The sequence below is a fragment of the Halorhodospira sp. 9622 genome (assembly GCF_022228025.1).
Classification (GTDB): Bacteria; Pseudomonadota; Gammaproteobacteria; order Nitrococcales; family Halorhodospiraceae; genus Halorhodospira; species Halorhodospira halophila_A.
The window spans coordinates 1-12,974 of record NZ_JAJNRE010000040.1; the positions used below are offsets into that span (position 1 = coordinate 1).

The following is a 12,974-nucleotide window of genomic DNA, read 5'->3' on the forward strand; positions in this document are numbered from 1 at the left end:
GTGATCAGAGGCAGGAACCTAAAGTGCTGTATCGACAGGCGCTTTTCCGCCACTGTTAGTGCTTTCTACGCCCTTTCTACGCTTTATCTGGGCTTCTGACTGTCTATGGACGTAAAAAAGCCCGCAGGACGCGGGCTTATCTCGGTGGGGTTTTCTACGCCGGTTCTACCGGCACGAGGAATTCGTGGCGCTGTACACGTACGTACAGCACCCCTGAAGGGGGGGATGTTTGATGGGGGCTCGGGGGTCTGGAGAAAGACCCCGGGAAGGTGTCAGCTCTTGCTAGAGGGCGATCTGGACTTGCGCCGATCCGAGCGCCGCTGCTCTTCATCCTCCAGCCGTGCAAGCGCCTGCTGAAGTGCTGAGGCGTTGACGTTAATGGAGATCCGCTCGTCATCACCGAGCAGATCGATCTCGACACCGCGCTCGCGCAGCACGCGCAGCATCGCCATCAACGTATCCGCCCGCATGGCCATCTCTAGCGTCTCGGTGCGCGCAATCGTCGACTTTGACACGTCAAGAAGATCGGCGAATTCCTGCTGGTTCAACCCAAGGGCGGCACGGCCCATGCGCATGGCCACGGCAAAGCGGACGGGGTTTTCACTCATGAGCTTGACGCCTCAACGACTTTGGTATGCACTATTAGTTCGTTACAAGAACTTTACTGAGGCCGGGCCATGCCCCGATGCAAACTCACACCGCGGATCGTCAGCACGGCCAGCGCCGACGGCAAGTCTAAAGTTGACCTCTTCGACACGGAAGTGCCTGGCTTGCTGCTGAAGGTGCTCGCCTCGGGGCGAAAGCGCTATTACACCCGGCAGCGCGGTGACGATGGCAAAACCCGAGAGCGCAAGCTCGCCGACGCCCGAGTGGTCTCGCTCAACCAGGCCCGGGATCTGGCCCGTCAGCGCCTGGCCTCGGCGTTCGTGCCAGCACCCTGCGAGCCCGCCCCGACTCTTCAGGCCTTCACCACTGATCAGCTGCTGCCCTACCTGCGCAGCTACAAGCGCTCCGTTCGCACCGACGAGATCCTGCTGCGCCGGCACATCCTCCCGCGCTTTGGCGATCAGCGGATGGATCAGATCGATCGCTACGACATCCAACGGTGGGTCCAGGATCTGGCCGCGACCTACCGTCCGGCCACCGTCAACCGCAACCTGATCATCCTGCGCTACGCGTACAACCTGGCCCGACGCTGGGAGGTAGCGGGCGTGACGGACAACCCGACCTCACAGATCGCGCAGCTGAAAACCGACAACAAGATCGAGCGGTTTCTAAGCGCCGAGGAACTCCAGCGCCTGCTCGCCGCCCTCGAGGGCAAGCAGAACCCGCACTTGGCTGGCATCGTCTCCATGCTCGCACTCACCGGTGCGCGCTGCAGTGAAGTCCTCCATGCCCGCTGGGCCGATATCGACCTGCTGCGTGGCGCATGGCGCATACCTCAGCCCAAGGCCACCGAGCGGCGTTACGTGCCGCTCTCGTCAGCGATGATCGAACTGCTCCAAAGCCTGGAGAGCTGTCAGCACAGCGCCTACCTGTTCCCGAACCCGAGAACCGGCCGTCCCTTTACCTCGATTTATAACGGCTGGAACCGCGCCCGTCATGAGGCCGGGCTGCCCGAAGTGCGCCTCCATGACCTGCGCCACTCCTTCGCTTCATTCCTGGTCAATTCCGGCCATAGCCTCTACGAGGTCCAGAAACTGCTCGGGCACACCAAGATCAAGACCACGGAACGCTATGCGCACCTGTCGAACGAACGCCTCCTCGAGGCCAGCAACGACGTCGGTCGGCTGATCTCCAGCGCCTCCCCCAACCAGCAGGAGCCCCGTCCATGAATACCTTTACGCTGCGCACCGCCGAGCGGAATCGTCTGCGGATCACCCTCGACCGACTCCACGGTGAACTCCTCGCCCTGCGCCTGGGCTTCGAGCCTGAGACGCCGGAAGGCTACGTTGCCGTGCACACCTGGCTCCAGGCCCAGGTGGATCGCCTCGCTGATCAGAGCACCTTCGAAATCCGCGAACAACTCCACGGCCTCGTGCTCCGGGCTCTGATCGACCCGCAGCTCGAGCATGCCCTGGAGGGGTGGCTGGATCTGATCGAGCCAGCGACCCCCGCGCCACTTCGATCGTTTCGGCGGATCGTCCGAGAGCCGGCACCGATGCCGACGCTGGAGGCATAGGGGATGAAACTGCGGGAGACAGACGGGCAGCCGGGTACGGCACTGGCTCCGGCCTCACCCTCCTCGGTGAGCCGGTCACCGGCCACGGTTTACCTGGCCTCCCTGGCCCCAGGAAGCCGGCGAGCCATGCGCCAGGCCCTGCGGGTGGTCGCCATGGAGCTGACCGGCTACGAGCTCGATATCCGGGAAGTACCGTGGCACGAGGTGCGCTATGAACACGCACAAGCCCTGCGATCACGCCTGGCCGAGCGCTATGCCCCAGCCAGTGCGAACAAGATCCTGGCCGCCCTGCGGGGAGTCTTGAAGGAAGCCTGGCGACTTGGCCTGATGGATGCCGAGAGCTATCGCCGGGCCGTGGACATCCAACCCGTCCGCGGTGAGCGGGTCTCGGTGGGGCGGGAGGTGACCGTCGGTGAGGCCGCTGCCATCCTCGAGGCATGCCGCCACCATGGCGGTGCCAACGGCGCAAGGGACGCGGCCGCCTTTGCGCTTTTGTATGGCGGTGGCCTGCGGCGTGCCGAGGTCGTAAGCCTTGAACTCGGTGACTTCGAGCCGAGTGAGACTCGACTGATCGTCCGCGGCAAGGGAAGGAAGGAGCGCTCCGTCTATCTGGATGAGGGCAGCGAGGCCGCCCTGGTGGAGTGGTTACGCCATCGCGGGGATGCGCCTGGCCCGCTCATTTGCCGCGTGTATCGGGGCGGAAGGATCGTGCATCGCCCCCTGACCGACTCGAGCCTCTACCGGGCAATCGATCGGCGCCGCAAGGAGGCCAAGGTCGCACCCTTCACGCCGCACGACCTGAGAAGGTCCTTTGGCGGCGATCTGCTCGATGCCGGCGCGGATCTGGCCACCGTCCAGCGGCTGATGGGCCATAGCAGCCCCCAGACCACCGCCGGCTACGATCGGCGTGGCGAACGCAGCAAACGCCAAGCCGTCAAGCTGCGGCATACGCCCTTCCGGCCGGCATCCTAATCGGTGGAGAAGACATCCTCCACGCACTCGGCATCGATAGCTCGATCGAACCACATCTCCAGCTCTCCGACCGCAGCACGCTCAACCCGGGGCCGTGACGCCTCTTTAGCCTCGGGACCGAACTTGCGCTCGATCAGGCGAAGCAGCGTCTTGGCAGCCGTTTGCTGGCTGCCCCGCTTCTCTCCGCGCTTCTCTCCTTGCTTGATCCACTCATCAGCTACCGTCATCACCAACTCCTCCGCTCGATCCGGCCGCGTCTGCTCCACAGCCCGACGCACGTCCCTCTCCTGAATGGAACCATACACCCTCGCAATGTACACCAGCAGCGGCTTCTCCAGCGGATGCCCCGGCGGCAGATCGCGCAATAGCTCGATGAGATCGTCTTGATCCAGGTTCTCGACAAACGCCCAGGCCAAAGCCCGGAACACCGCCCGGATCGCCGGATCCTGCGAGTACGACTCCCGGGGCTCACCCGGCTTGAGATGTCGAACCTGGTAACCGAAATCCCGCTGAAGCTCCAGGAGCTCCTCGTCGGCATCGATGCAATCAAACAGCGACAACGGCACCGACCACGCCGGCTTGCCATTGTAGATCACCAGCGGGATGATCGGCGGCAGGCTCCGATACCTTCCAGCGCGCCCTTCGGTGCTCTGTTCCGCATAGCGCTGCCAGATCCGCTGCAGGTAGCCAAGCAGCTGCACCGGTGTAGCCACATCCGGCTGAGACTTGTGCTCGATGAGCACGTAGAGAAAGATCGGGCGACCATCGCGCATCTGCGCCTCGAAGAGGCGATCGCTATGCGTCTCCCCCAGACTCGGGTCGACATAGCTGCCGGGAAGGGGCTTGGGAAGATCATCGGTGAGACGCTCCCGCACCTGATCAGGAAGACTCTCCCGTAACACCACCGCAGCCCGCTCCGGCGCTTCCAGGGTTGCCTTCAACAGGGCATCGTGCGCATTGTTCGGATGCTCGGCCATCTGCCTTCCTTCTCATCGGTCATGAATCGACCCGAACAGGCTACGGCATACGCCATTCCGGCCGGCATCCTAATCAGTGGAGAAGACATCCTCCACGCACTCGGCATCTAGGATCCGGTCAAGCCACATCTCCAGCTCTCCGACCGCGGCACGCTCAACTCGGGCCCGTGACGCCTTCTTGGCCTCGGGACCGAACTTGCGCTCGATCAGGCGAAGCAGGGTCTCGACCGCATGCTCCTGACGGCCCTCCTGACGGCCCTCCTGACGGCCCTTCTGAAGCCCCCGCTTTTCTCCGCGCTGTTCTCCGACTCGTTCAAAACTCGTCACGAACGGCATCTTGTACTCCTCCTCCAGCCGATGAGCCTCGGCGACGTACTCTGCATCCAGGTGTTCCGGCAGGTTGATGATCCAGTCCATGATCCGGATCAGCGCCCTGGTCTCGTCCTTGCTGTAACCCCGCTCCAGCAGAAGCCGCGTCAACTTCAGCTTTGCATCCTTGCGTCGATGAGGATCCCGCTCACCCTTGGCCGCCAGTTGCGCCATGACCACGCAGGCGAAGGGGTTAGGATCCGCCTCAAGCTCTGACCAGCGCTGGCGCCAATCCAGGAGCTTGGCGACTGGGAACGCGAATTCCAGTCGGCAACCGAGGCGTTCGTAGCGGTGGGTATCAGGCCGGAAGCTCGGCGACGTGTCGGTGAGCACCGCCACGCTGACGATATCCCGCCGGTAACGGTCATAGAGCCGGTAGTAATAGGTGAACATCCGCTCAGCGAACGCTCTCTCAGGCTCCCCCTGGACCTCAACGTGGAGCAGGATCCAGGCCGGCTCGCCATCATCGGCATAGACCTCAACGAGCTTGTCCGTATAGCGCCGCCCCGACTCAGCCTCACGGACGATCTGCTGGAGTTCCCCATCACGGAAGAGAAAGCCCTTCGACCAGTCGATGCGCTCATGGAGATGCGGGAAGAGCAGCGCCATGGCCTGCTCGAGGTAGTGCTCCAGCGCCTCCTTCCATGGCGAGTCCTGGTCGGCGTTGCCACCCCCGTCCTGCCCCGAGTCCTGCGTCATGCTTACCGACTCCCTCTCCACTGATCACCAGGATGGCCGGACGCCATTCCGGCCGGCATCCTAATCGGTGGAGAAGACATCCTCCACGCGCTCAGCATCGATAGCTCGGTCAAACCACATCTCCAGCTCTCCGATCGCAGCACGCTCAACCCGAGCCCGTGAGGCCTCTTTGGCCTCGGGACCGAACTTGCGCTCGATCAGGCGGAGCAGCGTCTCGACCGCATGCTCCTGACGACCCTCCTGACGGCCCTCCTGCCTCCAGTGCTCGTGCCACTTATCAACTCGCTCAGCCAACATCTCGTGTACCTCCTCCAGTTCCTGCGCTTGATCGATGAGCTCCCGATCCGGCTCCGGCACATGCTTGCGCCGCAGATAGACCCGACGGAACCAGGTCAGAAACGCTCTCCTTAGCCCTCGCTGCTCTGGTGCCTTCAGCCACTCGACGACCTGCGCAAGCACCTTGATCAGATCCTGCTCGTTACGACTATACTCGAGCCGGAACAAGGCGTGGACCAGGTTCTTGAGCTCCGTGCTCGTCTCCTGCTCCAGGATTTGACCCTCATCGAGCAGCAGATACTGCATCGACAACCGATACCGCTCCAGGCCACCCGGAACCCGCTCGATGAGCTCATCAACGTCCGTTGCCGCCGACCATCGCGGCTCGCCGTTGTAGAGCACCACCGGCAGGACCGGCGGCAGCAACCCCTTGTCGGTGAGCTTGCCCTGACGGGTCAGGTCCTGATAGAGCAGCGAGACGTAGGCCGGCATCCGCACGGCCATGTACGGATCGACGGTGCTCTGGAACTCCAGCAGGAGGTAAACATAGAGCCACTCCTCGCCCCAGCGTACCCGCCAGACCAGATCGTCGTGGCGCTCCCGGAGCTCATCGGCGACGTAGGAGGCGTTGACCTTCTCCAGGGTCGAGAGATCCAGCTCCTGGACCCAGTCCTCCCGGACGAAACCGGTGAGTAGGTCGCTGACCATCCGCCGATAGGAGAAGAGCATCTTGTAGGTGTTGTCGTTTTCCTGGGCCACCCTTAGCCTCGCTGCTTTCTGACGTTCAGACGCAACAGGGTAACGCATCCGCACGTGCTCCTCGTCAGACCGACCTCCCAGCCGATAACTCCCTAATCTGCCGCGTACACGTGAAACGACATTCTCGTACACAGTTAACCGACCCACCGACACCCCACTCAGAGCCTGCATCCTGATCACTTTTTGCTCACCCACTTTGCTCCTCGTCATGGGATCCGGCATCGCCGTGACAAAAAATCAAGGACCCGGCTGACCACCCCCTGGTGGCCCTTGGGGGGCCACCAGGGCGTCGGCCTCTCTTCTCTACACCTTGCCCAGCTCAGCGAGACTGGTGTAGCCCTCAGAGCTGACGATCACGTGATCAAGGACCCGGACCTCGACGAGTTCAAGCGCCTGACGGAGCCGATCGGTGATCCGCTCATCCGCCACCGACGGCTCCAGGTGCCCGCTGGGGTGGTTGTGCGCGAGGATCACGGCAGCAGCCCCATGCCGAAGGGCTTCCTTGACCACCTCCCGGGGATAGACCGCTGTGCCATCGATGGTCCCGCGGAAGAGCTCCTCCACACCGAGGATCCGGTGCTGGTTGTCGAGATAGACGATGCCAAAGACCTCATGGTCTCGGTCCAGCAGCCGGGTCTGCAGCGCCCGATACACCGACGCTGGTCCCCGCAGGATCCGGCCTTTGGCCAGGCGACGACGGGCCAGGCGCTGGGCCATATCGAGGAGCTCACTTTCCGTCACCGCCTCGGGGATGACGTAGGTGCCGGCCTGCTCGCCGGTCTGGAGTTTGGCGTGGATCATATCGAGTCCTCCTCCTTCAGGCAGCAAGCGGCACGCCACGACGCTCGGCGAGCTGCTCGGTCAGGTTCCAAAGGCCACGGTTGATCCGTACATCCTCGCCAACGCTGCGGATCGCCCGCGTCCGTGTCCTCCGCCCCCTTCGGGATCGACCCCGCAGGCCGCCCTTCAAGAGGTTTTCCTGGACACGGCTGAACACCGACCAGATGGTCCCCTCGGCGTCCTCCACACGCCGGGCCTCAAGGATTGCGTCGGGATCGACGGGGCTGAGCCGCTCCCAATCGTCGCCGTAGCGAAGGGCCAGGGCTTGGTGGGCGAAATCCTGCTCCTCGCCACGGCTGATCGGTGTGGTGCGAAAGGCTTCAACGCGCTCGGCGATACGCGGCAGATGACCGACGAGCTCCACGGAGTGTTCGTGGATCGAGTCAACCACATGCCGGCCATGGCGCACGCGCATGGCGCCAAGGGCTCCGGCCGGGGTGACCATGCCGTTGCTACAGACGAGCCGGAACAGCCCGAGCTCGAGCTGGAAGGCCGAGGTGCGGTCATGGGAGTTGGTCAGGACGAGTTCGGGGATACTATCCCCCACCTGGACCTGACGGCCTGGATCCTGGCGAAGGCGGATAAGATGCCGTGCCACAGGCTTGCGCTCCGGGTCTCGGCAAACCGTCTGCCGCGCATGGACCGGGTACCAGCCCTCCTGCTCAAGGGCCTCGACGACGTTGATGGTCGGCACGAAGCCGTATTGCTCGGAGACACCGGCATCCGGGGCCTCGGCGAAGATCGCGGGGGCTCGGCGGTGCAGAGCGTCATGGGTGAGAGCTTGATGAGACATGGTTACCTCCTGGAGATCGACAAAACGCCACCCACCGCCCCCGTCACCGGGGACAGTGGTGGCGAGAAGAGCTGAAAGTGGATGAGACAGACGACGCTCAAGGCGTCGTTGGCGATGACAGGCCGCTAGGCGCTGGATGAGGGTGGTTGGGATCCATTGCCTGAAGCCCTCGAGGTCCCGGCACCCGGTGAGGTGGACGGCTCCGTTGTTGCTGAACCCTCCTGCCCGGAGTCACTCACCGGAGTGCGGGTGGCCAGCCGCTCCGAGAGCTTTGTGGTGGTGGTGCTTTGAGCACTCCCGGAGGGTGCCGTCGGCTGGGTATGCGTCTGACCGGGGTAGAACTCCTCGGCGATCGCACCCCCCTCCTCCGGGGACTCTTCGAAGGCGCCATTGGCCAGGCCCTGCTTCGCAGCCCGATCCAACGCCTTCTGATCAAAGCCCATGGCCTCGCGCTCTTGCTGGAGCCGATCGGCTTCAGCGAGGGTCTCCTCCAGACTCCACCCTTCTCGCAAGGTGAGATCGACGTAGATCACCGGCCGACCGAAGGACTGGCGGGTGGATTTGCCACGGATGCGCAGTTCCAGGGGCAGACAGGTCAACCGCTTGCCGGAGACCGCCTGGAAGTAGTTGAGCCGGGCACTGAGCGTGCGGATCGAGTTGAAGCCTGAAGTGCGGAAGACGAAGGTGCCCAGCGGGTCCTCATCGCCGATGATCACATTGAGCCGCCCGTGCGGCTTGCAGCGCCCTCCCGCGGCCAGCTCGCAGCCATCGGGCGAGGGGCAAGGCAGCTCGACGAGCCCCTCGTTGGTGCGTCGACGACAGGTCTCCCCGTCCCCCATGCAAAGGGGGCGACCCTGATCTCGATCGAAGAGTGCGTACGAGGCACGTAGATTGAGGTTCGGCTCGCCGAAGAGCATCCGCACCGGCAAACGGCGCAGCTTCGACTCACCCTGCTGCTCGCGCAGCTGGGCATCGAGTGGGTGGGTCACCCACTCCCCGGCCGACTGGACCTGCGAGGTGAGCGTGAACTGATCATCCATCTGCGGTAATCGCTTACCATCGCGCTCGACGACGCGGCCGATGGTGATCCGCCCGAGGACGGGCGGTGTAATGGCAAGTCCTTTGATCATGTTGACCTCCTGAAAATAAGAAAGCCCGCTCAGCCCGTGCTCCCCGGGGGGAGCACGAGCCGAAGACGGGCTTGCCAGTGGATGGTGGTTGAGGGTGAATAGAGATTGCTGGGAGAGACTCAGTCCCGGATGGTGAACCGCCTCGAGCCGGGCACCTGCTGCTGGTAGGCCGCTACCAGGTCGGGGCAATCGGCCTGCAACGCCTTGGTATCGACCCTCTTACTTGGAGCGGATCGCTTCCATGTAACGGTGCCGGTCGGGAACACTGCCTTCTCCGCCTCGCCCATCGCCGCCTGGATCCGCTGCTTGAGCGACTCCTCGCGGCGACGTTGCTCGGCGATGGTCTCGCGCAGTCGCTGCAACTCGGCAAAGCTTCGGCCAAGCTCGGCATCCTCCTGGAGGTCGAGGGTTTGGCCCGACTGGCTCTCCGGGTAGAGCGCCTTCAGGGCCTGCCCGGCACTGTCGCTACCATCCGGCGGGGGCGGTGTATCGATCTCGACCAGGCGCCAGAACGCCTGCTCCAGGGCGATCAACCGATCGATGACAGCTTCATCCCGATCGATGCGATAGATCTCCAGGTTCTGTCCGCCGATCAACACGGCGACATCGGCCGCCTGCATCCCGGTGACAGCGAGCTGGTGCTGGACCTGCAGCTGAACGTGCTCCGGGACCCCGTCACGCCATCGCTTGGCCTCCCACGGTCCCGTTGTCTTCACCTCGAGGATCTGCACCTGAGGGTCGCCTACCACTTCACGATCAAGGTTGGCGATCATCCACGAGTGCTCCGGGTGCTGGAGGATCGCATTGACACGACGGACCTTGCGGCCCGTCACCTGGGCATAGGCATCGGCGACGGTCGGCTCCAACAGCTGCCCCCACCAGGCCGGGCTCTTCGGGTCCGCTGACTCGGATCCTGTCTCCCCTTGGCGGCCTGTCTTATCGAGCCAAAGCTCCAGGGGCGAACGATAAGGATGCAAACCGACCGCCGCTGCTGCGTCCGAGCCACCGATGCCACCTTGTCGGATGGCAAGCCAGGCCTGCCTATCCAAGTCGCGGGTCTCAACGAGACGATGCGCTTGACCCCAGCGCTCTGGTCCTCGGCTACGCTGGCGACAGCCCTCAATACGCACCACGCCTTCACTGGCTACCGTCATGGCGCACCTCCTCCCCGACACTGGAGCGAATCGGCAGCGTGAACCGGTATCCACAGGCCAGGCAGATGTGCGTATCAAGGACCGGCCCATCGAGCTGCCCACCGAGTCTTGCCCCACTCAAACTACCCGCAGTGGCACCAATGGCCGCACCGATCAGGGCGCCAGCGGCCGTGCCAATGGCCACTCCGGGTGGCCCGGCGACGATGCCTGCCGCTGCTCCGGTCTTACCACCCTGAAACGCACCAGCGACCCCAGAGGCGGCCCCGGCACTGCCACCAGCCACGGCACCAACCCGGCTGCCGAGCTGTCGCTCCACCACGTTCGCTGACTGACATCGCGGACATTCAGCCATTTTTTTCCTCCGTTCGAGCTTGAACACGGGCGAGCAGGAGACATTCCTGCCTCTGCTCACTCCGGTAATATGTGTTTCAAATCTGCTCGAATCGAAAGAACGACCAGTCGTGATGAAACCGGCCACGAAGTCCTACAGATTGGACAAGAGAATCATTTCGGACGGCCTGATCATGATGGTATGAACGTTTCTTATATTTTCTTTCTGGTTTCGCTTGGCTTTAGAGACTGATTCTCCGGGGACAGCCGTGCGTTTTCGGATGTTTTTTGTTCTGTTAGGCCTTGCTGCCATTAGGTTTTGGTAAGATCTATATTTAATAGGCCTCCAGCCAGCCCTGCTGCCCTGGATACTCAGCCAGCCCTGCTGCGTTGGATACCCAGCCAGCCCTAATGACCTAAATACCCAGCTAACCCAACCATTTATCCAGCCAGTCCTGCTGCCCTGGATACCCAGACAAGCCCCAACCAAGGCACTACCGCGGCACCGAGAACCTACTCCGCTCGAAAGCTCCGTCGTTTAGTGGCAAAAAGACATCCCTTAATCACCATCGACAAGCGGGCCCGCTGCTCAAGATCCCAAAAGGGATCAACTAGCCACTCGCCTACCTCATCAAAAACTCGTGATCGATCGAAACAACCGGGGTTCACCGCACATAAACCCCGGCTGTTTCTTTCACACTTAGGCAACTGCAACAGGAGACTACAATGAAACACCAACCTAGATATCATCGAAATAATCGTAACTGGCGGCTTTTCTACGAACCGTTTTACAAAGGACAACCCGTACTCTGCGATCATCACCACCATGGACCGCTCGTTGAGAACTTTCTTGAGCAAACCCAGACACTTCTACAGCGCACAAGAGACCAGAACGCAAAAAGCCTTGCCCTTCGCTTCGACCTTTACCTCCCCAACGAGGCACCCGGACTAACTGGCATCGACCAAGGAAGCGCGATTCTCAAAAACTTCTGGCACAACCTGGCACTGGAGTTTCGTAATGCCCAGCTTTCTCATCCACCAAAGCCTGAATACGCTTGGGCACGCGAGAGTGGGCCCACAGCAGGACGGACTCATTTCCACGTACTGCTAATCCTCGATGCCAACTCCATTCGAGCCTTGGGCACTCCAGCACCTAGCAACGATGCAACGTTTAGCGATTCAACCCTCGCGCACAGAATTATTCGCTCATGGCTCTCGGCTTTAGGAATGCCATCGACTGCGCAGTTAGGGCACTTGGTCAACTTTCAGAAAAACGAGCATACAAGAACGTTTTGTGCGCACTTCATTCATCGGGAGGATGATCACGCCTGGCAGCATCTATTCTACCTCGCCAGTTACCTATGCAAGGCTAATTCGAAGCCAGTAGGCCAAGGACTTCGAACCTTTGAAACCTCTCGGGTCTACCAAAGAGCAGCGCTTTAGAAAACCATAAAGGCTTTGGCCGCATGGGTTGTCAGCATTTTGTCTCGATTGGGTAAACGGGGGTGGTATATTTAGGATTGGGGCCTATATGCCACCCCCAGCTCCCCCTTTTAGAGCGCCACACAGCGCCTCTCACAGGCTTTCCCTTGAAACCCGAGTCCATGGGTGCATTTTTTATATAAAACGCTGAGATTGGCTGTGTGTTGCTTATAGAGGCATTTACGACTCTAACCCCTGGCGTTTTAGCTTCACCAACCAAACTTAGCTGACTTTGCTGCTTTTGATCAACTTTGTGGCGTATCTTTTTCGGGCACCGTAAGAGTTTCTTCAATCACGCATATTGGCGGGTATTTTTATTCGATTGGGTGAACCGGGGTTGAGCTGGATCAAGGAAGAGAGATTTTGGCCAACCCCGCCTCACCTTTTATTAGGCATGCAGAGCGCCTATGAGAGGCTTTTTATTCGAAGCAACACGATGAGCCGAGCAGATACAGAAAACCCCTGACAGCGCCTATGTGTGGCTGTGAAAGGCATTCATGATGGCGACATTCAGGATTTCAAGACCTGAAACCGCTTAGAACATTTTTACTTCCTTGGGAGCAGAGGGATTTAGACCCGGTATTGGCGATTCTCTATTAACCACACAACGCTCTTCTCAGAAGATTCCATCGCTGATTAGTGGGGTTGCATGGAAAGGAAAGGGAAAAACGCTCACACAAGCTCTGCGGCGCTCAGAATGGCATTCTCGAGCCAGACCAACAAAATTTACGACACCTCGGCTATAAAAGCATGGTTGGCTAAAGGTCCAAACAGAAATAGGTAGAGCCGAAGCACGGGGAACTCCGGCTTAGGCCAATCCTAGGCCCCACTAGGATCTGCGCCCGAATCAACGGAACAGGTAACTAACCCCAAGATCGATAGAGAAATCACTGTAATCAAGCTCCGCGTTGTCCAAAAAGTCCTCAGAGCCGTAGCCTTTTACCGAGCCTTCCAGGCGCATAACAATGGGTAGCTGAAACGATCCGTACTCCACTCCGAGGCCTAGATGGG

At 61.2% G+C, this 12,974-nt stretch carries 13 protein-coding genes; 4 read left to right on the forward strand and 9 right to left on the reverse strand.

The features are described 5' to 3' along the window. Positions 1-272: 272 nt before the first annotated feature. Positions 273-608: a helix-turn-helix domain-containing protein gene (locus tag LRG07_RS12830; protein ID WP_238642586.1), complete on the reverse strand. Its 336-nt coding sequence runs from the start codon at positions 606-608 to the stop codon at positions 273-275. Between the two features lie 69 nt (positions 609-677). Between LRG07_RS12830 and LRG07_RS12835 the strand changes: the two genes are divergently transcribed. Genes LRG07_RS12835 through LRG07_RS12845 form a run of 3 tightly spaced genes read left to right on the forward strand, consistent with a single transcriptional unit; the run spans position 678 to position 3,154 of the window. Continuing rightward, positions 678-1,835 carry a site-specific integrase gene (locus LRG07_RS12835; protein WP_238642588.1) on the forward strand — a complete coding sequence of 386 codons (1,158 nt, stop codon included), beginning with the start codon at positions 678-680 and terminating at the stop codon, positions 1,833-1,835. After that, on the forward strand, positions 1,832-2,182 hold the full coding sequence (locus LRG07_RS12840) for a hypothetical protein (RefSeq protein ID WP_238642589.1): 351 nt from the start codon (positions 1,832-1,834) through the stop codon (positions 2,180-2,182). Before LRG07_RS12835 ends, LRG07_RS12840 begins: the two co-directional genes overlap by 4 nt. Positions 2,183-2,185: 3 nt before the next feature. Continuing rightward, the gene (locus LRG07_RS12845; RefSeq protein WP_238642590.1) at positions 2,186-3,154 is read left to right on the forward strand and encodes a site-specific integrase; all 969 of its coding nucleotides are present in this window, start codon (positions 2,186-2,188) and stop codon (positions 3,152-3,154) included. Here the strand turns inward: LRG07_RS12845 and LRG07_RS12850 are convergent. The 8 genes from LRG07_RS12850 to LRG07_RS12885 form a co-directional block, all read right to left on the reverse strand. Beyond that, positions 3,151-4,131 carry an Rpn family recombination-promoting nuclease/putative transposase gene (locus LRG07_RS12850; RefSeq protein ID WP_238642591.1) on the reverse strand — a complete coding sequence of 327 codons (981 nt, stop codon included), beginning with the start codon at positions 4,129-4,131 and terminating at the stop codon, positions 3,151-3,153. The genes LRG07_RS12845 and LRG07_RS12850 overlap by 4 nt on opposite strands. Before the next feature lie 69 nt (positions 4,132-4,200). Beyond that, positions 4,201-5,199: a hypothetical protein gene (locus LRG07_RS12855; protein WP_238642592.1), complete on the reverse strand. Its 999-nt coding sequence runs from the start codon at positions 5,197-5,199 to the stop codon at positions 4,201-4,203. Between the two features lie 60 nt (positions 5,200-5,259). After that, the gene (locus tag LRG07_RS12860) at positions 5,260-6,234 is read right to left on the reverse strand and encodes an Rpn family recombination-promoting nuclease/putative transposase (protein WP_238642593.1); all 975 of its coding nucleotides are present in this window, start codon (positions 6,232-6,234) and stop codon (positions 5,260-5,262) included. Between the two features lie 303 nt (positions 6,235-6,537). Next, complete coding sequence (locus LRG07_RS12865; protein ID WP_370641541.1) at positions 6,538-7,035, reverse strand: RadC family protein; 498 nt, start codon at positions 7,033-7,035, stop codon at positions 6,538-6,540. A 16-nt stretch (positions 7,036-7,051) separates the two neighbouring features. After that, positions 7,052-7,867, reverse strand: coding sequence for a DUF932 domain-containing protein (locus LRG07_RS12870; RefSeq protein ID WP_238642594.1), 816 nt, complete (start codon positions 7,865-7,867; stop codon positions 7,052-7,054). Positions 7,868-7,992: 125 nt separating this feature from the next. Continuing rightward, positions 7,993-8,997, reverse strand: a complete 1,005-nt coding sequence (locus LRG07_RS12875) for a hypothetical protein (protein ID WP_238642596.1) — start codon at positions 8,995-8,997, stop codon at positions 7,993-7,995. Between the two features lie 119 nt (positions 8,998-9,116). Beyond that, positions 9,117-10,241 carry a YqaJ viral recombinase family protein gene (locus tag LRG07_RS12880; protein WP_370641542.1) on the reverse strand — a complete coding sequence of 375 codons (1,125 nt, stop codon included), beginning with the start codon at positions 10,239-10,241 and terminating at the stop codon, positions 9,117-9,119. Further along, positions 10,135-10,503 carry a hypothetical protein gene (locus tag LRG07_RS12885; protein ID WP_238642599.1) on the reverse strand — a complete coding sequence of 123 codons (369 nt, stop codon included), beginning with the start codon at positions 10,501-10,503 and terminating at the stop codon, positions 10,135-10,137. Before LRG07_RS12885 ends, LRG07_RS12880 begins: the two co-directional genes overlap by 107 nt. 704 nt (positions 10,504-11,207) lie before the next feature. Between LRG07_RS12885 and LRG07_RS14110 the strand changes: the two genes are divergently transcribed. Then, on the forward strand, positions 11,208-11,924 hold the full coding sequence (locus LRG07_RS14110) for an inovirus-type Gp2 protein (RefSeq protein WP_370641543.1): 717 nt from the start codon (positions 11,208-11,210) through the stop codon (positions 11,922-11,924). The last annotated feature ends 1,050 nt before the right edge of the window (positions 11,925-12,974 follow it).

Bases quoted from the DNA above. Each gene is read 5' to 3' on its own strand.
- LRG07_RS12830 (WP_238642586.1), bottom strand. From the start codon at position 608: ATGAGTGAAAACCCCGTCCGCTTTGCCGTGGCCATGCGCATGGGCCGT.
- LRG07_RS12835 (WP_238642588.1), top strand. From the start codon at position 678: ATGCCCCGATGCAAACTCACACCGCGGATCGTCAGCACGGCCAGCGCC.
- LRG07_RS12840 (WP_238642589.1), top strand. From the start codon at position 1,832: ATGAATACCTTTACGCTGCGCACCGCCGAGCGGAATCGTCTGCGGATC.
- LRG07_RS12845 (WP_238642590.1), top strand. From the start codon at position 2,186: ATGAAACTGCGGGAGACAGACGGGCAGCCGGGTACGGCACTGGCTCCG.
- LRG07_RS12850 (WP_238642591.1), bottom strand. From the start codon at position 4,131: ATGGCCGAGCATCCGAACAATGCGCACGATGCCCTGTTGAAGGCAACC.
- LRG07_RS12855 (WP_238642592.1), bottom strand. From the start codon at position 5,199: ATGACGCAGGACTCGGGGCAGGACGGGGGTGGCAACGCCGACCAGGAC.
- LRG07_RS12865 (WP_370641541.1), bottom strand. From the start codon at position 7,035: ATGATCCACGCCAAACTCCAGACCGGCGAGCAGGCCGGCACCTACGTC.
- LRG07_RS12870 (WP_238642594.1), bottom strand. From the start codon at position 7,867: ATGTCTCATCAAGCTCTCACCCATGACGCTCTGCACCGCCGAGCCCCC.
- LRG07_RS12875 (WP_238642596.1), bottom strand. From the start codon at position 8,997: ATGATCAAAGGACTTGCCATTACACCGCCCGTCCTCGGGCGGATCACC.
- LRG07_RS12880 (WP_370641542.1), bottom strand. From the start codon at position 10,241: ATGGGCCGGTCCTTGATACGCACATCTGCCTGGCCTGTGGATACCGGT.
- LRG07_RS12885 (WP_238642599.1), bottom strand. From the start codon at position 10,503: ATGGCTGAATGTCCGCGATGTCAGTCAGCGAACGTGGTGGAGCGACAG.
- LRG07_RS14110 (WP_370641543.1), top strand. From the start codon at position 11,208: ATGAAACACCAACCTAGATATCATCGAAATAATCGTAACTGGCGGCTT.